Origin of the sequence: Candidatus Symbiopectobacterium sp. 'North America' (genome assembly GCF_015762685.1) — a bacterium.
Classification (GTDB): Bacteria; Pseudomonadota; Gammaproteobacteria; order Enterobacterales; family Enterobacteriaceae; genus Symbiopectobacterium.
In genome coordinates, this window is record NZ_PEHF01000010.1 from 18,333 (window position 1) to 35,052 (window position 16,720).

17 protein-coding genes and 2 pseudogenes are annotated in these 16,720 nt (G+C 51.9%); 11 read left to right on the forward strand and 8 right to left on the reverse strand.

Features of this window, described 5'->3' with window-relative positions; genetic code table 11:
- Positions 1-43 precede the first annotated feature (43 nt).
- Together CS369_RS02130 and CS369_RS02135 are read left to right on the forward strand one after the other, a co-directional pair.
- A pseudogene (locus tag CS369_RS02130) lies at positions 44-926 on the forward strand (sugar kinase).
- A gap of 33 nt (positions 927-959) precedes the next feature.
- Complete coding sequence (locus CS369_RS02135; protein WP_196905812.1) at positions 960-1,766, forward strand: DeoR/GlpR family DNA-binding transcription regulator; 807 nt, start codon at positions 960-962, stop codon at positions 1,764-1,766.
- Between the two features lie 158 nt (positions 1,767-1,924).
- Here the strand turns inward: CS369_RS02135 and CS369_RS02140 are convergent, their stop codons facing one another.
- Positions 1,925-2,458 (reverse strand): hypothetical protein, encoded by a 534-nt coding sequence (locus CS369_RS02140; protein WP_196905813.1) that lies wholly within the window; start codon positions 2,456-2,458, stop codon positions 1,925-1,927.
- Positions 2,459-2,551: 93 nt separating this feature from the next.
- Positions 2,552-2,869 (reverse strand): putative quinol monooxygenase, encoded by a 318-nt coding sequence (locus CS369_RS02145; RefSeq protein ID WP_196905814.1) that lies wholly within the window; start codon positions 2,867-2,869, stop codon positions 2,552-2,554.
- Positions 2,870-3,055: 186 nt separating this feature from the next.
- Between CS369_RS02145 and CS369_RS02150 the strand changes: the two genes are divergently transcribed.
- Together CS369_RS02150 and CS369_RS02155 are read left to right on the forward strand one after the other, a co-directional pair.
- Positions 3,056-3,325 carry a helix-turn-helix domain-containing protein gene (locus CS369_RS02150; RefSeq protein ID WP_196905815.1) on the forward strand — a complete coding sequence of 90 codons (270 nt, stop codon included), beginning with the start codon at positions 3,056-3,058 and terminating at the stop codon, positions 3,323-3,325.
- Positions 3,325-4,644, forward strand: a pseudogene (locus CS369_RS02155) (type II toxin-antitoxin system HipA family toxin). The gene CS369_RS02150 and the pseudogene CS369_RS02155 overlap by 1 nt, the downstream one beginning before the upstream one ends.
- Positions 4,645-4,678: 34 nt before the next feature.
- On the opposite strand, the gene mnmE reads toward CS369_RS02155, so the two are convergent.
- The 6 genes from mnmE to CS369_RS02185 all read right to left on the reverse strand — a co-directional run bounded on the left by mnmE (position 4,679) and on the right by CS369_RS02185 (position 8,990).
- On the reverse strand, positions 4,679-6,043 hold the full coding sequence (gene mnmE / locus CS369_RS02160; protein ID WP_196905816.1) for a tRNA uridine-5-carboxymethylaminomethyl(34) synthesis GTPase MnmE: 1,365 nt from the start codon (positions 6,041-6,043) through the stop codon (positions 4,679-4,681).
- A 77-nt stretch (positions 6,044-6,120) separates the two neighbouring features.
- Positions 6,121-7,767, reverse strand: a complete 1,647-nt coding sequence (gene yidC / locus CS369_RS02165) for a membrane protein insertase YidC (RefSeq protein WP_196905817.1) — start codon at positions 7,765-7,767, stop codon at positions 6,121-6,123.
- Between the two features lie 2 nt (positions 7,768-7,769).
- Positions 7,770-8,027, reverse strand: a complete 258-nt coding sequence (gene yidD, locus CS369_RS02170) for a membrane protein insertion efficiency factor YidD (protein ID WP_196905818.1) — start codon at positions 8,025-8,027, stop codon at positions 7,770-7,772.
- Entirely contained in the window at positions 7,991-8,350 is a 360-nt protein-coding gene (gene rnpA / locus CS369_RS02175) for a ribonuclease P protein component (protein WP_196905819.1), read from the reverse strand. The genes yidD and rnpA overlap by 37 nt, the downstream gene beginning before the upstream one ends.
- A gap of 18 nt (positions 8,351-8,368) precedes the next feature.
- Positions 8,369-8,509: a 50S ribosomal protein L34 gene (gene rpmH, locus CS369_RS02180; protein WP_004093983.1), complete on the reverse strand. Its 141-nt coding sequence runs from the start codon at positions 8,507-8,509 to the stop codon at positions 8,369-8,371.
- Between the two features lie 334 nt (positions 8,510-8,843).
- Complete coding sequence (locus CS369_RS02185; protein ID WP_196905820.1) at positions 8,844-8,990, reverse strand: hypothetical protein; 147 nt, start codon at positions 8,988-8,990, stop codon at positions 8,844-8,846.
- 165 nt (positions 8,991-9,155) lie between these two features.
- Here CS369_RS02185 and dnaA point away from each other — a divergent pair, with 165 nt between their 5' ends.
- From dnaA to CS369_RS02220, 7 genes are all read left to right on the forward strand, one after another.
- Complete coding sequence (gene dnaA / locus CS369_RS02190; RefSeq protein ID WP_196905821.1) at positions 9,156-10,538, forward strand: chromosomal replication initiator protein DnaA; 1,383 nt, start codon at positions 9,156-9,158, stop codon at positions 10,536-10,538.
- Positions 10,539-10,542: 4 nt separating this feature from the next.
- On the forward strand, positions 10,543-11,643 hold the full coding sequence (gene dnaN / locus CS369_RS02195) for a DNA polymerase III subunit beta (RefSeq protein ID WP_196905822.1): 1,101 nt from the start codon (positions 10,543-10,545) through the stop codon (positions 11,641-11,643).
- Between the two features lie 93 nt (positions 11,644-11,736).
- A complete protein-coding gene (gene recF / locus CS369_RS02200; protein ID WP_196905823.1) occupies positions 11,737-12,822 on the forward strand; it encodes a DNA replication/repair protein RecF in 1,086 nt (361 codons plus the stop codon).
- 18 nt (positions 12,823-12,840) lie between these two features.
- Positions 12,841-15,252: a DNA topoisomerase (ATP-hydrolyzing) subunit B gene (gene gyrB / locus CS369_RS02205; RefSeq protein WP_196905824.1), complete on the forward strand. Its 2,412-nt coding sequence runs from the start codon at positions 12,841-12,843 to the stop codon at positions 15,250-15,252.
- A 417-nt stretch (positions 15,253-15,669) separates the two neighbouring features.
- Positions 15,670-15,927 (forward strand): hypothetical protein, encoded by a 258-nt coding sequence (locus CS369_RS22875; protein WP_244664719.1) that lies wholly within the window; start codon positions 15,670-15,672, stop codon positions 15,925-15,927.
- A gap of 66 nt (positions 15,928-15,993) precedes the next feature.
- Positions 15,994-16,212: a HipA N-terminal domain-containing protein gene (locus CS369_RS02215; protein ID WP_244664720.1), complete on the forward strand. Its 219-nt coding sequence runs from the start codon at positions 15,994-15,996 to the stop codon at positions 16,210-16,212.
- A gap of 78 nt (positions 16,213-16,290) precedes the next feature.
- A partial coding sequence (locus CS369_RS02220; protein WP_196905825.1) for a HipA domain-containing protein occupies positions 16,291-16,720 on the forward strand: 430 nt, incomplete at its 3' end.

Consider the following 16,720-nt stretch of genomic DNA (forward strand, 5'->3'; position numbering starts at 1 on the left):
TGAAATTAAAATGGTGCCATTCGATGTCGTTTAAGGAACAACCATGATTCGTATTGCCTGTGTGGGAATTACCGTGATGGATCGCCTCTATTATGTGGAAGCGCTGCCGGCGACGGGGGGAAAGTATGTCGCGCAAAACTACCGGGAAGTTGGCAACGGCGGCGGTTGCCGCTGCCAGACTGGGGGCGCAGGTCGATTTTATTGGCCGCGTGGGGGATGACGACATTGGTGCCGCACTGCTGAGCGAGTTGGCCTCCTTTGGCGTTAACACCCGCTATACGCACCGTATTGAACAGGCACGATCCTCGCAATCCGCCATTCTGGTGGATGAGCAAGGTGAGCGGATTATTGTTAATTATCCGAGCCCGGATCTTTCGCCCAACGCCTACTGGTTTGATCAAATCGATTTTAGCCAGTGGGATGTGGTGCTGGCGGATGTGCGCTGGCATGAAGGTGCCAAACGCGCTTTCACGCTGGCGCGCCAGGCGGGGGTGATGACGGTGCTAAACGGTGATATGACGCCGCAGGATATTACCGAACTGGTGGCGCTGAGCGATCATGCGGTGTTCTCTGTCCCCGGTCTGCTGCGCTTAACGGAAGTGGCTGCGAGCGCTGAAGCATTAACGCGCGCAAAAATGATCACAAATGGACAGGTTTATGTCACTCAGGGGGCTGAGGGATGTCAGTGGTTGGAAAACGGTGAGTTACGGCATCAGTCGGGATTTGCCGTTAACATGGTGGATACCACCGGTGCGGGCGATGTTTTCCACGGTGCGCTGGCCGTTGCTTTGGCGCAGGGGAATACGGTAACTGAGGCAGTGCGCTTTGCCAGTGGCGTGGCGGCATTGAAATGCACGCGCCTGGGTGGACGTTCCGGTATCCCTGACTGTGATCAAACCCGCTCCTTTTTGTCCCTTTTTGTATAGAATGCGGAAAGTGTGGTTTTGAGAGGGATCCCCATGAGCTTTACCGAACTAATCGGTAATCCGCGCCACGACCGGTTGCTGGCACTGGTGGCCGAACGCGGCTACATGAACATTGATGTGTTGGCGCAACTGCTGGAGGTTTCCACGCAGACCGTCCGGCGTGACATTCGCAAGCTGAGCGAGCAAGGATTGATTACTCGGCACCATGGCGGTGCCGGACGTGCATCCAGCGTGGTGAACACCGCGTTTGAACAGCGGGAAGTGTCTCTGACCGATGAGAAAAAAACGATTGCCGAGGCGATTGCTGATTATATTCCTGATGGCTCGACGATTTTCATCACCATTGGCACCACCGTGGAGCACGTAGCCCGTGCTCTGCTGAACCATAACGAACTGCGTATTATCACCAACAGCCTGCGCGTCGCGCATATTCTGTATAAAAATCCGCGTTTTGAAGTGATGGTACCGGGCGGTACGCTGCGTCCTCACAATAGTGGCATTATCGGCCCGGCGGCTAATGCCTTTGTACAAGGGTTTCGCGCTGATTATCTGGTGACCAGCGTCGGGGCGATCGAGAGTGACGGCACACTGCTGGAATTTGATGTCAATGAAGCCAGCGTGGCACAAACCATGATGCGCCATTCGCGGCACATCTTGCTCGCCGCTGATCATACCAAGTACCACGCCTCGGCGGCTGTGGACATTGGCAATATCACGCAGGCAGCCGCGCTGTTTACTGATGAAATGCCGCCTGCGGGGTTGAAAGCACGGCTCAAGGAGAGTCAGGTGGAGCTTATTTTTTCGGGAGAGGAGGGAGAGGCTTCTGAGCCGACGTTGTAGCGATATCTTTGCCTATTCCCCTGACATGGCTTCACTATGTTGTCATATTAGCCGCTACATTCATCATGTGTAACGGCTAATGTTCTGCTTAAAAGGGGGTTACCGTATTCAGTCACTGCCTATGTTATTCAGCAGTGCAATTATGCAAATTGGACGCGCTAAATAATCATCGCGAGAATGATAAGAAAAAGAATCAAGATTGCGCTAGAGAAATAGATAAGATAGGTTCGTGTTTTTGTTAGTTCGTGCTGTAAGACCCTAAATTGTTTATCGTAATTAACAGCCCTAATCTCTTGCTGCGGTGATATGTCTTTTTCTGATAAGAAACGCTCAGCATGATTTGCAATAATACTGCCTCCCGCGCCAGAACATGAGAATATTACCAGGTTTTTAAATATTTCCAGGTTGTCGATAACGTTCATCGGTAAGGTTTTAGCAAGCTCTTCACTGTATATGATTGCTTTTGCAAGAAAAATACCGAGAAGAATACCGTACGATATCAAACTGACACCTTTTATAATCCTTTCTACCTTCCACTCAAGAATAGCAATCATAAAGCAGAAGAAGGTACAAATAAGGGGGAGGGGGTAAATGAGATTGTATCTTTCAAAGAACCAAGCAGATAGAAAGAGTATTAAAAAGAAGCAACCAACATATTTCATTTGAAAACGTTTCAATTTAGCGCCTGCCAAAAATGTCGGTATTGCACCACGCTTCTCTGGTGGTCAAACCATCAGTAAAAATTTTCTGCGGTGCTATATACCGATTGTTAGAGTGATATCGATTTATCTTTTTGATAACAAAGCATTATAAGCTTCATCAAAAGCACCCATCAATATATAGGTCGCATCCTTTCGCTTGTGCTGATCGATCATTGGCACCAGGCGTCTTAAGTGTTCGCTGGCGCAATGTTCATCTAGCGCCGAATGGTCTGGCCACTCTTCGATGAAGATAAAGTGCCCGATATCTTTCTCGTCGACATACAGATCGTAGGCAATGCACCGCGGTTCTTGCTTGGTGGCCTCAACCAACTCACGATACAGCGGGAGTACGATTTCAATCGCCTCTGGTTTGATAAAATCTTCAGCAATCACTTTTAGCATTTAGGTTCTCGGTTTTTGAGGCTGCAGTGGGAAAAGTTCATCGTGGCGTTGGCTTCATATTGCTGATTTTTTATTACACGCTATAGCAGGTAATTACGAGTTTAACGCCTATAGCGTGTATTCCTTGTTTTACCTGCTAAGGCGTGTAATAGTTATCTTACCGTCTACAGCCGGTAGGATCGAGTGATGAAAGTGACCAACAGCAAGCAGCTTAGCAGCTATCTAAAAGATGTTCGTATCACCCAGAAACTATCACAAGGAAAGGTGGCCAACAAAGTGGGCATTCGTCAGGACACGGTATCCAGCTTCGAGCAACACCCTGATTCCACCAAGCTGGAAACCTTTTTTAAAATCCTGTCGGCATTGAATTTAGAACTGACGGTGACGCCCAGAAACGCAGAAGCAGCTAATAATGAGCCCTCTGTTGCAACCTCATCCTGGAAGGAAGAATGGTAATGGCTGCGTTCGATGTTTACATGAACGGCTATCGGGTGGGGATATTGACCAAAACCGGTAGCGGCGCTCATCATTTTTTCTATGATGCGAACTGGCTTGGGTTGCCGGGCAGTCGCCCCATCTCGCTCTCGATGCCGCTACGCCATCAGCCTTATCAAGGTGATGAAGTTTATAACTTCTTCGACAATTTGTTGCCGGATAACCCGGATATCAGAAGACGCATTGTTGCCAGACACCAGGTGGATTCCACCCAGCCGTTTGATCTGCTGGCTAAAGTGGGGCAGGACAGTGTCGGGGCGTTGCAATTGGTGCCGCAGGGTACTGCTGTTGGCAATATAAAACAGATTGAATACAAAACCTTATCCGAACAACAGCTTGAAAACATACTGGCGGGATACCTGTCCGATGCCCCGCTGGGGATGATTGATTCAGAAGATGATTTTCGCATATATATTGCTGGCGCACAGGAAAAGACGGCGCTGCTCTATCTGGACGGTCACTGGTGCCTGCCTCTTAATACCACACCCACTACCCAAATCATTAAGCTACCGATTGGTAAAACCGAAAGCCACTCTTACGCAATTGATATGTCTGACAGCGTTGAAAATGAATATCTGTGCATGCTGATTGCCAATGCGTTTGGGCTGCCGGTACCGCATTGTTTTATGATTAAAACTGGCAAGATAAAAGCGCTGGCGGTAGAACGATTTGATCGTAAGTACGCCTCGGACGGCAGTTGGATTATGCGGTTGCCGCAAGAGGATTTTTGCCAGGTATTAAACGTTTCATCCGCACGGAAATACGAAAACCACGGTGGGCCGGGTATTTCCGCCATTATGGCATATCTGTTGGGTTCGGTCGATCCAGCACAGGATCGCTATAGCTTTATGAAGACTCAGGTGCTGTTTTGACTATTGGCTGCCACGGATGGGCATGCGAAAAACTTTTCCCTGTTTATTGAATCTGAGGGACTCTATCGCCTCACGCCTTACTATGACATTCTCTCGATGTACCCGGCCATTGAAGGACGGGGAATTGATCGTAAAGAGGCCAAACTCGCGATTGGGTTGGCCGGCTCAAGAGGCAAGAAATACGCTATTGAACAGATCTTTCCACGCCACTTTTTCCAAACGGCGCAGGCCGTTGGGTTTGCCAGAGAATCGATGGAAAGCATTCTGACTGAATTTGCACAATCGATGGATGCTGTTGTGGAGAAAGTCAGAAGCCAACTGCCTGCTGATTTTCCTGCATCGATTCGTGATGCGATTCTCGAAGGCATGCAGGCGAGAGCAAGGCGATTAATGATCGGGTGGCAATAGGCACCGGTGGTGCCTCTCGGCGTGTGTAGGGCGACTACTTCCCAATACAAAAACTCGAGAAAATCCGTCCCAACAAGTCATCGGAAGTAAATTCCCCGGTTATCTCACTCAGTGCCTGTTGTGCCAGCCGCAGCTCTTCTGCTAGCAGTTCGCCAGCGTAAGCGCTCACTAACTGTTCTTTGCCTTGTTCCAGATGCTGTGCGGCGGTTTCCAGCGCTTGCAGGTGGCGGCGTCGTGCCAAGAAGCCCCCTTCGGTGTTGCTGGTAAAGCCCATGCTCTGTTTTAGATGGTTACGCAGGATATCGACGCCATCACCGGTTTTGGCGGACAGGCGAATGAGTGAGTAAGTGTTTACCTCTTCAATGCCTTGTGGTTCTCCGGTAATGTCGGCTTTATTGCGCACCACGGTAATCGGCAGTGTGGCGGGCAGGCGTGCCATAAACTCTGGCCAGATTTCGGCAGGCGATGTGGCTTCAGTGGTGGTGCTATCGACCATAAACAGCACGCCATCCGCCTGTTCAATCTCTTGCCAGGCGCGTTCAATGCCGATGCGTTCCACTTCGTCGCTGGCATCGCGTAGCCCAGCAGTGTCGATGATATGCAGCGGCATGCTGTCGATATGAATATGCTCGCGCAGTACGTCGCGCGTGGTGCCCGCGATAGCGGTCACGATTGCTGCCTCACGCCCGGCCAGAGCGTTAAGCAGGCTCGATTTGCCTGCATTTGGGCGACCCGCAATTACCACCTTCATGCCTTCACGCAGCAGGCTGCCTTGATGTGCTTCGGCCTGAACATCCGCCAGATCGGCCATCACGTCGTTGAGTTCCGCCTCGATCTTGCCGTCAGAGAGGAAATCGATCTCTTCATCAGGAAAATCGATGGCAGCCTCGACGTAGATGCGCAGGTGAATCAGCGCTTCCACCAGACGGTGAATGCGGGTAGAGAAGGTGCCTTGCAAGGAGTTCAGCGCAGATCGTGCCGCTTGCTCGGAGCTGGCATCGATCAGGTCTGCGATAGCTTCGGCCTGCGCCAGATCGAGCTTGTCATTGAGAAACGCGCGCTCGGAGAACTCGCCGGGGCGCGCAATGCGCAGGCCGGGCAGTGCTAGAATGCGCTGCATCAGCAAATCAAGAATAACCGGGCCACCGTGTCCTTGCAGCTCTAGCACATCCTCGCCGGTGAAGGAGTTGGGGCCAGGAAACCAGATGGCAATACCCTGATCCAACGCGCTGCCGTCGGCATCGCGAAACGGCAGATAATCCGCATGGCGCGGTTTGGGTAATTTACCCAGCACGGCACGCGCTACGTCGGCGGCCTGCTGGCCGGACACGCGCAAAATACCTACTCCACCGCGTCCGGGGGGCGTGGCTTGGGCTACGATGGTATCGGTATGGCTCATGATGGTTTCTCTGTGGCGATTAAACAAAAAAATAAGGCGGCCCGTAGCCGCCTTATTCTCAGACTTGTGCAGTCCGCTTATTTCTTCTCTTTCTTGTCGCGGCTGTGCAGGCCTTTCTTCTCCAGCCCGCGGTAAATCAACTGCTGCTGGATAATGGTGACCAGGTTGCTGACGATATAGTACAGCACCAGACCTGACGGGAACCACAGGAAGAACACGGTAAAGATAACCGGCATATAGGTCATGATCTTCTGCTGCATCGGGTCGGTCACTGTGGTCGGCGACATCTTCTGAATGAAGAACATCGTGATACCCATCAGGATCGGCAGGATGTAGAACGGGTCTTGCGCAGACAGGTCAGTGATCCACAGGATGAACGGCGCATGGCGCAGCTCAACCGAGCTCATCAGCATGTAGTACAACGCCAGGAAGATAGGCATCTGGATCAGCAGCGGGAAGCAGCCGCCCAGTGGGTTCACTTTCTCCGCCTTGTACAGCGCCATCATCTCTTGACTCATGCGCTGCTTGTCATCACCGATACGCTCGCGCATGGCTTGCATTTTCGGTTGCAGCATACGCATTTTCGCCATCGATGTGTACTGCGCCTTAGTCAGCGGGTACATAATGCCGCGCACGATAAAGGTGATGGCGATAATGGAGAAGCCCCAGTTACCGATGAAGCCATGCAGGAATTTCAGCAGCTTGAACAGCGGCTGGGAGATAAACCATAACCAACCGTAATCCACTGACAGGTCCAGATGCGGTGCAACAGCCGCCATCTTGTCCTGAATTTCCGGGCCAACCCACAGCACTGCGCTGATGTCTTTCTGCGCGCCCGCGTCAACGGTTACCGGTGTGGCTTTAAAGCCAATGGCGGCCAAACCGTTACCCAATTGCGAGGTATAGAAGGTGTTGGCACCGGCGGTGGTCGGGATCCACGCGGTAGCAAAATACTGCTGCAACATGGCAACCCAGCCACCATCGGTGGTGACGTTCAGGTTTTCTTTCATGTCGCTGAAGCTGTATTTCTTGTACTTATCGTCGCTGGAGGAGAACGCAGCGCCACGATAGGTGTGGAGTGCAAAGTTGTTGCTGTCGGTATCGCGGTGTTTCGGCAGGTCAATAGACTGCTTCAACTGGCCAAACAGCGTTAACTCCAACGGCTGAGCGCTGGTGTTGTTCACGTTGTAGCTAACGTTCAGCGCGTAGTCACCACGTTTAAGCCCGAACGTTTTGGTGAAGGTTACGCCGTCAGCGTTGGTGTAGGTCAACGGAATGGTCAGTGCGTCCTGTCCGTCAGCCAGTTCAAAGTGATCCTGGGTGGCAGTAAACTGCGGACGTGCGCCGTTCGCCGGATTATCCGGACCGTGTTTACCCGTCAATCCACTCTGTGCCTGATACACAAATTCCGGCGTGGTTTCCAGCAGCAGGAATGGCGTAGCAGAGTGCAGTTTGTCAGGGAAAGCCAGCAGATTGGCTTGTTCGATATCGCCGCCGCGCGTATTTATAGTCAGCGACAGTACGTCGGTTTTCACCGTGATCAGTTTACCCTGACCGCTGTTAGGCACGCCCTGGCTGGCGGTATCACCGTTGACTGCGTTCGTCGCTTGCTGGATGGCTTGCGTTGAAGCGGCAGGCGGATTTTTGTCCGTCTCCCACGTCTGCCAGATCAGAAAGCTTACGAATAGCAGAGCGATGAGAAGAAGATTGCGTTGCGAATCCATCGTTAATGTTCTCTGTTATTGTCGGGTTTTGGCGGTACGGGATCATCACCACCAGGGTTCAAAGGGTGGCATTTTAATACGCGTTTGAGCGTCAACCAACTGCCTTTTATCATGCCGAACCTTCGTATGGCCTCAATACCGTATTGTGAACAGGTTGGGCGAAAACGGCAATGTGGCCCTAACAACGGACTTATAACAAGCTGATAAGCGCGTATCAGCCCGATCAGGAGGCGCGAGCCAAGCAACAGTGCCGTTGCCATAATTTTTCCAATGCTTCCGTCAACGCGCGATTATCCAGGTCAGCTACTCCTTTTTTGGCGATCACCACAAAATCCATCGCAGGTAGGGTGTGTCGATGTAAACGAAAGCTTTCCCGCGTCAGACGTTTAATCCGATTGCGTTCATGCGCCCGTTTGACATGTTTTTTAGCGACAGTAAGACCGATGCGAGGATGCCCCAGCGAATTCAGGCGGCCGAGGATGGTGATTTGCGGCGTGCCAGCCCGATGCGGCTGCTGGAAGACGAAAGTGAAATGGCTGGGAGTTAACAAACGTAACTCCCTGGGAAAAGCGAGCTTAACCACTAGGAGGGTTAGCTTTTATTACTTAGAAACAGTCAGACGAGTACGGCCTTTTGCACGACGGCGGGCCAGAACCTGACGACCATTTTTAGTGGCCATACGAGCACGGAAACCGTGGCTACGGTTACGCTTCAATACGGACGGTTGGAAAGTGCGTTTCATGGCGATTTCTACCTAAACTTGGATAATTGACTTCACAGTAAACACGTTTGGCGCTCCGGCGTGAACACTGACCGACGCCTCAATCGCATACATCAAAAATAAAGAGGCTGGATTGTAATAATTGTACAGTCCCGAGTCAATTGGCATCACACGCCTATGGAGCCCTTTCCGCAATAAATTTGGGGAATTTTCTGCCTGAAATAGCACAGAAGAGCATCAACGCGTCGGGCTGAGAATTATACGTACTCTGCATTAAATCGCAAGGATCCTGACACGATCCTTGATGCAGGATCATGATCGCTGTCACTCCAGCGTGAATGTCTATTCAGTTATGCTAGGCGTCCGCATGATGCAAGCCTGCGTCATCGTTGTGCGGCACGTGGCGGCCACGAGTGATAAGAATAGCCTGTGGATAAAAAGGATCGAAACTGTGCAGAAAGGGAAGATCTCTGCCGAGGATTAGGTTATGATCCGCCGTCACGTGAACGATCCTTCTTCGGGATCGTCTCGGCAACCGCATGGACATCATCAGATGCGCGGTGCACCCAGGAGACTGCCATTGCAGCTTCCGGGTCATAATCATGAATTACACTAAATAACGTATCTGATTCTTTTCTATTTTAATCTTGTTCGAGTGGAGTCCGCCGTGTCACTTTCTCTTTGGCAGCAGTGTCTTGCCCGTTTGCAGGATGAGTTGCCTGCCACAGAATTCAGCATGTGGATACGTCCGTTACAGGCGGAACTGAACGACAACACTCTGGCGCTCTATGCGCCAAACCGTTTTGTGCTGGATTGGGTAAGAGACAAGTACCTCAATAACATCAATGGTCTGCTGAACGATTTCTGCGGTATGGATGCGCCTTTGCTGCGTTTTGAAGTCGGCAGCAAGCCGCTGGCCGCGGTGGCCGTCAGTCAGCCAGCCAGCCCGCAGGCGGCGGTACAGCGGGTCAGGCAGGCACCCGTGCGTCCCAGTTGGGACACACCGGCGACGCAAACGGAGCACACTTACCGTTCCAACGTCAATCCGAAGCATTCGTTCGACAGCTTCGTTGAAGGTAAGTCTAACCAACTGGCGCGCGCGGCGGCGCGTCAGGTTGCTGACAACCCCGGCGGAGCCTATAACCCCCTGTTTCTCTATGGCGGCACCGGTTTGGGGAAAACCCACCTGCTGCACGCGGTAGGTAATGGCATTATTGCGCGCAAGCCAAATGCCAAAGTGGTCTATATGCATTCTGAACGCTTTGTACAGGATATGGTCAAAGCCTTACAGAACAATGCGATTGAAGAATTTAAGCGCTATTACCGTTCAGTCGATGCCCTGTTGATCGATGATATTCAGTTTTTTGCCAACAAAGAGCGCTCTCAGGAGGAGTTTTTCCACACCTTCAATGCGCTATTGGAAGGCAATCAGCAAATCATCCTGACTTCCGATCGTTATCCGAAAGAGATCAATGGGGTAGAAGATCGTCTGAAATCGCGCTTTGGCTGGGGATTGACGGTCGCGATCGAACCGCCGGAGCTGGAAACGCGCGTGGCGATCCTGATGAAAAAAGCGGACGAAAACGATATTCGTCTGCCGGGTGAAGTGGCCTTTTTTATTGCCAAGCGATTGCGCTCTAACGTGCGTGAGCTTGAAGGCGCACTGAACCGCGTGATCGCTAACGCCAATTTTACCGGCCGCGCCATTACCATTGATTTCGTGCGTGAAGCGCTGCGCGATCTGTTGGCGTTGCAGGAAAAGTTGGTGACCATCGACAATATCCAAAAGACGGTCGCAGAGTACTACAAGATCAAAGTCGCCGATCTGCTGTCCAAACGGCGATCCCGATCGGTGGCACGTCCGCGCCAGATGGCGATGGCGCTGGCGAAAGAGCTGACAAACCACAGCTTACCGGAAATTGGTGATGCGTTTGGCGGTCGTGACCATACCACCGTGCTGCATGCGTGCCGCAAGATTGAGCAGTTGCGTGAGGAAAGCCACGACATCAAGGAAGATTTCTCTAATTTAATCAGAACATTATCTTCATAATATTATGAAATTCATTATTGAACGCGAGCATCTGTTAAAACCGTTACAACAGGTGAGTGGCCCGTTAGGTGGTCGTCCCACATTGCCTATTCTGGGCAATCTGCTGTTACAAGTGACGGACGGCGCACTGTCGCTGACCGGCACCAATCTGGAAATGGAGATGGTGGCGAAGATCCCCCTGTCTCAGGCCCATGAATCCGGTGCGACCACGGTGCCGGCGCGTAAACTGTTTGATATTTGCCGTGGCTTGCCCGATGGCGCGGAAATTACCATCACGCTGGAAGGCGACCGGATGCTGGTGCGTTCCGGCCGTAGCCGTTTCTCGCTTTCTACGCTCCCGGCGTCTGATTTCCCGAACCTGGATGACTGGCAGAGCGAAGTGGCATTCTCGTTGCCGCAGGCGACGCTGAAACGCCTGATTGAAGCCACGCAGTTCTCCATGGCACATCAGGATGTGCGTTATTACCTCAACGGCATGTTGTTTGAAACCGAAGGAGAAGAGTTGCGCACCGTGGCGACCGACGGTCACCGTCTGGCGGTATGCGCCATGCCGATTGGTCAGTCGCTGCCGTCCCACTCGGTGATCGTGCCGCGTAAAGGGGTGATTGAACTGCTGCGCCTGCTAGACGGCGGCGATACGACATTACAGCTACAGATCGGCACCAACAACATTCGCGCCCACGTCGGGGATTTCATCTTTACGTCCAAGCTGGTCGACGGGCGTTTTCCTGACTACCGCCGCGTATTGCCGAAAAACCCGGACAAAGCGCTGGAAGCGAGCTGCGATTTGCTGAAACAGGCATTTGCGCGTGCGGCGATCCTGTCTAACGAGAAGTTTCGCGGTGTGCGTCTGCACCTGATTGAGAATCAGCTGAAAATTACCGCGAATAACCCGGAACAGGAAGAAGCGGAAGAGATTCTGGACGTGCAGTACAACGGCACGGAAATGGAAATTGGCTTTAACGTCAGCTACGTGCTGGATGTGTTGAATGCGCTGAAGTGTGAAGATGTCCGTTTGCTGCTGACCGATTCTGTCTCTAGTGTGCAGATTGAAGACGGTGCCAGCAAGGCGGCGGCATACGTTGTCATGCCGATGCGTCTGTAGCGGGACGCTCTTGGTCTGCCCCCTTTTTGGCGTGAATGCCGACGCTTGCCGTCGGCATTTGTGCAGGTTGTCGCGTACAGGATCTGGTTGTCCATGGCACTGACCCGCCTTCTGATTAAAGATTTCCGTAACATCGCCTCAGCCGATTTGGCGCTCATCCCCGGATTCAATTTTCTGGTGGGGGAGAATGGCAGCGGAAAAACCAGCGTGCTGGAGGCCATCTACACGTTGGGGCATGGTCGTTCGTTTCGCTCCATCCAGGCAGCGCGCGTGATTCGGCATGAACAGTCCGAATTTATTCTGCACGGTCGGTTGGATGGCATGGAGCGTGAGCGCTCGATAGGTCTGAGTAAAAACCGGCTGGGCGACAGTACCGTGCGTATTGATGGCAGCGATGGTCACAAGGTAGCGGATCTGGCGCAGTTGCTGCCGATTCAGCTCATCACGCCGGAGGGCTTCACGTTGCTCAATGGTGGGCCAAAATACCGTCGTGCCTTTCTCGATTGGGGCTGTTTTCACAATGAGCCCGGTTTTTTCGCGGCCTGGAGCAACCTGAAACGGTTATTGCGCCAGCGTAACGCCGCACTGCGTCAGGTGGGGCAGTATCGTCAACTGCGCGCCTGGGATCAGGAACTTATTCCGCTGGCAGAGCGCATCAGCGCCTGGCGGGCGGATTACACCACTGCGATTACTGCGGACATTACCGCGACCTGCGAGCAGTTTTTGCCGGAGTTTTCACTGAGCTTCTCTTTCCAGCGCGGCTGGGACAAAGAGAGCGACTATGCCGAACTGCTGGAACGGCAGTTTGAGCGCGACCGGCAGTTGGGCTACACCGCGTTAGGGCCGCACAAAGCGGATTTTCGTATCCGGGCGGGCGGAGTTGCGGTGGAAGACATGCTGTCGCGTGGACAGTTGAAGTTATTGATGTGTGCGTTGCGATTGGCGCAGGGAGAGTTCCTCACTCGCCATAGCGGCGCCAAGTGTATTTATCTGATAGATGATTTTGCTTCCGAACTGGACAGTACCCGCCGCCGTTTGTTGGCTGAACGGTTAAAAGCGACCGAGGCTCAGGTATTTGTCAGCGCCATCAGCGCTGAACAGATAGATGACATGATCGGTGAAAAGGGCAAGATGTTCCGCGTGGAACAGGGTAAAATAACGGTTCAATTACAGGACTAAAATGAGCGAGAAACGTTGATGTCGAATTCTTATGACTCCTCAAGTATCAAAATATTGAAAGGGCTGGATGCGGTACGTAAACGCCCGGGTATGTACATCGGTGATACGGATGACGGTACAGGCCTGCATCACATGGTATTCGAGGTTGTGGACAACGCTATCGACGAAGCGCTAGCAGGCTTCTGCAAAGACATTGTTATTACTATTCATAAAGATAACTCGGTTTCGGTGCAGGATGATGGCCGTGGCATTCCTACCGGTATTCATGAAGAAGAGGGTGTCTCTGCGGCCGAAGTGATCATGACCGTGCTGCATGCCGGCGGTAAGTTTGACGATAACTCCTATAAAGTGTCCGGCGGTCTGCACGGCGTTGGGGTTTCCGTGGTCAACGCCCTGTCTGAAAAGCTGGAGCTGACCATTTACCGTGATGGCAAAACTCACCACCAAATTTATCGTCACGGCGAGCCGCAGGCACCGCTGGCCGTGGTAGGGGATGCCGAACGTACCGGTACCACCGTGCGTTTCTGGCCGAGCATGGAAACCTTTAGCAACGTTACCGATTTCGAATACAACATTCTGGCCAAGCGCTTGCGTGAGCTGTCGTTCCTGAACTCTGGCGTTTCCATCCGTCTCAGCGACGAGCGTGAGCAGGGTAAGGCCGATCACTTCCACTATGAAGGCGGCATCAAAGCGTTTGTTGACTATCTGAACCGCAACAAGACGCCGATTCATCCGCAGGTGTTCTATTTCAGCGCGGAAAAAGACGATATTGGCGTCGAAATTGCCATGCAGTGGAACGACGGGTTCCAGGAAAATATCTACTGCTTTACCAACAATATTCCCCAGCGCGATGGCGGTACGCACCTGGCCGGTTTCCGTGGTGCAATGACGCGCACGCTGAACAGCTACATGGAAAAAGAAGGCTACAGCAAAAAGGCCAAGGTTAGCGCCACCGGTGACGATGCGCGTGAGGGCTTGATTGCCGTGGTATCGGTGAAAGTGCCGGACCCGAAATTCTCCTCTCAGACCAAAGACAAGCTGGTTTCTTCCGAGGTGAAAACCGCGGTGGAATCGCTGATGAACGAACGTCTGGTCGATTACCTGATGGAAAACCCGGGTGACACCAAAATCGTGGTCGGTAAAATTATTGATGCGGCGCGCGCGCGCGAAGCGGCCCGTAAAGCACGTGAAATGACGCGTCGTAAAGGGGCGCTCGATCTGGCTGGTTTGCCGGGCAAGCTGGCGGATTGTCAGGAACGCGATCCGGCGCTGTCTGAACTCTACCTGGTGGAAGGGGACTCGGCGGGCGGCTCTGCCAAGCAGGGGCGTAACCGTAAGAATCAGGCGATTCTGCCGCTTAAAGGTAAAATCCTTAACGTGGAGAAAGCGCGCTTTGACAAGATGCTCTCTTCTCAGGAAGTGGGCACGCTGATCACCGCGCTGGGCTGTGGCATTGGCCGCGACGAATACAACCCGGATAAGCTGCGTTATCACAGCATCATCATCATGACCGATGCCGACGTCGATGGTGCGCACATTCGTACGCTGCTGTTGACCTTCTTCTATCGTCAGATGCCGGAAATCATCGAACGTGGTCACGTTTTTATTGCCCAGCCACCGCTGTACAAAGTGAAGAAAGGCAAGCAGGAACAGTACATTAAAGATGATGAAGCGATGGACCAGTACCAGATTGCACTGGCACTGGATGGATCGGCGCTGCACATCAATGCTCAGGCACCTGCCTTGCAGAGTGAGCAGGTGGAACTGCTGGTGAAAGATCACCACAGTGTACAGCGGTTGATCGATCGTATGGAACGTCGTTATCCACGTGCGTTGTTGAATGCCTTGATTTACCAAGACACGCTGACAGAAAACGATCTGCAAGACCGCGCCAAAGTAGAAAGCTGGTTGGCGACGTTGGTGAAAACCCTCAATGAAGATGATGTGCACGGCAGCAGCTACAGCGGCGCGTTGAGCGATAACTCAGTGCTTGCTGAACCAGTGCTGCGCGTGTGTACGCACGGGGTAGATACCGATTATGTGCTGGATGCCAACTTTGTACGCGGCAGCGAATACCGCAAAATCGTACTGCTGGGTGAGAAGCTGCGTGGCCTGTTCGAAGAGGGCGCTTACATCGAGCACGGTGAGCGCAAACAGCAGATTAACAGCTTCGAACAAGCGCTGGAGTGGCTGGTGAAAGAGTCACGCCGTGGTTTGAACATCCAGCGTTATAAAGGCTTGGGCGAAATGAACCCGGAACAGCTGTGGGAAACCACTATGGATCCGGAAAGCCGCCGCATGCTGCGCGTGACAGTGAAAGACGCCATGGCGGCGGATGAGCTGTTCACTACGCTGATGGGCGATGCGGTTGAGCCGCGCCGCGCCTTTATCGAAGAGAACGCGTTGAAAGCCGCTAACATTGATATCTGATGGGGTATTTCATGCAATGTGAAATACTGGCCTGACAGGCAGTAGACTAAATAACGAGGGGGGCTAATGGCCCCCCTTCTGATTATTGGCTAACGCGTATCATTTTGACACATAACCCATCGTTAACCCGCATCAACCCACCATTTGAATAAACCAATATTCTCTACGCCAGCGTGATAGCAAACCTTACCTTGATAGCGGTGGTGACATGCTCCATAGTTAAAATGTTCTTTATTGAGCTTTATTATGTTTTAATACCAATTAATGGATCTTTTATAGTCTTTTTTTTGATTTTTAAGTTTCCTTTGTGGTCTTTAAGTTGTTTTTTACATAAAAAATACCATATATTGACTTTTTAGGGCTGTGTATACTAAATTTAGTCTATGAATTCTAGATTGAGCAACTCATGGGTTATTTATGAGCCATTCTCGTATTAAGCCAGTTATACTGAAGCTTCAAGAACTCAGTGCGACGATCAACGCATTGCAACAAGAGTTAGCGCTCAGTGAAGAGGAAAGTAGAGCGTCAGTCCTGGATAATCAGATTCAATCTTTAACCGATTTTGGCACCAGACTGAATGCGCGGCGCAAAGCACTCGGAATTGATTTGAGTACATTGGAATTGCAGACGGGTGTCTCCATTTCCACATTGAAGCGACTGTTTAAAAGACCCTGAACAGGTTAAGTTTGCTACCGTCTATGCCGTGTCGTCGGGATTAGGAGTGAAGCTTTGCGCCGTCGAGTGAAGGTCTACCTTTACGGCCAACACATTGGCCAGTTAAGCCAAAGTGATGAGGGTTACCTGTTTGAATACAAAACGGACTATGTCGGGCCCCCATTATCGTTAAGCCTACCTGTCAGCGTTGGGCGCTTCCCTCGTGACTCGTTACACCCGTACTTTGCCTCACTGGCTCCCGGGGTGGTTAAGAAAACGGTACAGCCAGCTTCAACAGTTAGATGAGCAGGACCTGTTTGGCATCCTTATTCAAAACGGAAAAAACCTTATTGGTGCTGTACAACTGATCGCAGAGAACGAGGCATGAGCAAACGTAGAATTTTAATGACCCCGCTAAAACAGCCTGATGAGATTAAAGCGGGTTACAGCCGTCTTGGTCTAAAAAAACTGACGGGTACCACTCGGGTTAATCCGCGTTTGGCGTTTACCCGAACGCAGTTTACGCACGAACTACCTCGGGTACAAAAGGGCATGAGTATCTCAGGCTACCAGCCCAAGCTCCAAATGGTGCTCAAAGATAATGAGTTTGCGGTTGTTGAACACCAGGGTAGCTATATACTGAAACCCTCTCCCATTGAGTTTCCACACTTAGCTGAAAACGAGCATGCCACCATGACGGTGATGGCTCGGCTAAAGTTTGACGTGCCGTCACATGGTTTATTGCCGTTTAAGTCAGAAAAACCTAATGATGAACCGGAGTTTGCGTTTGTTATTAAGCGGTACGATCGTTGCG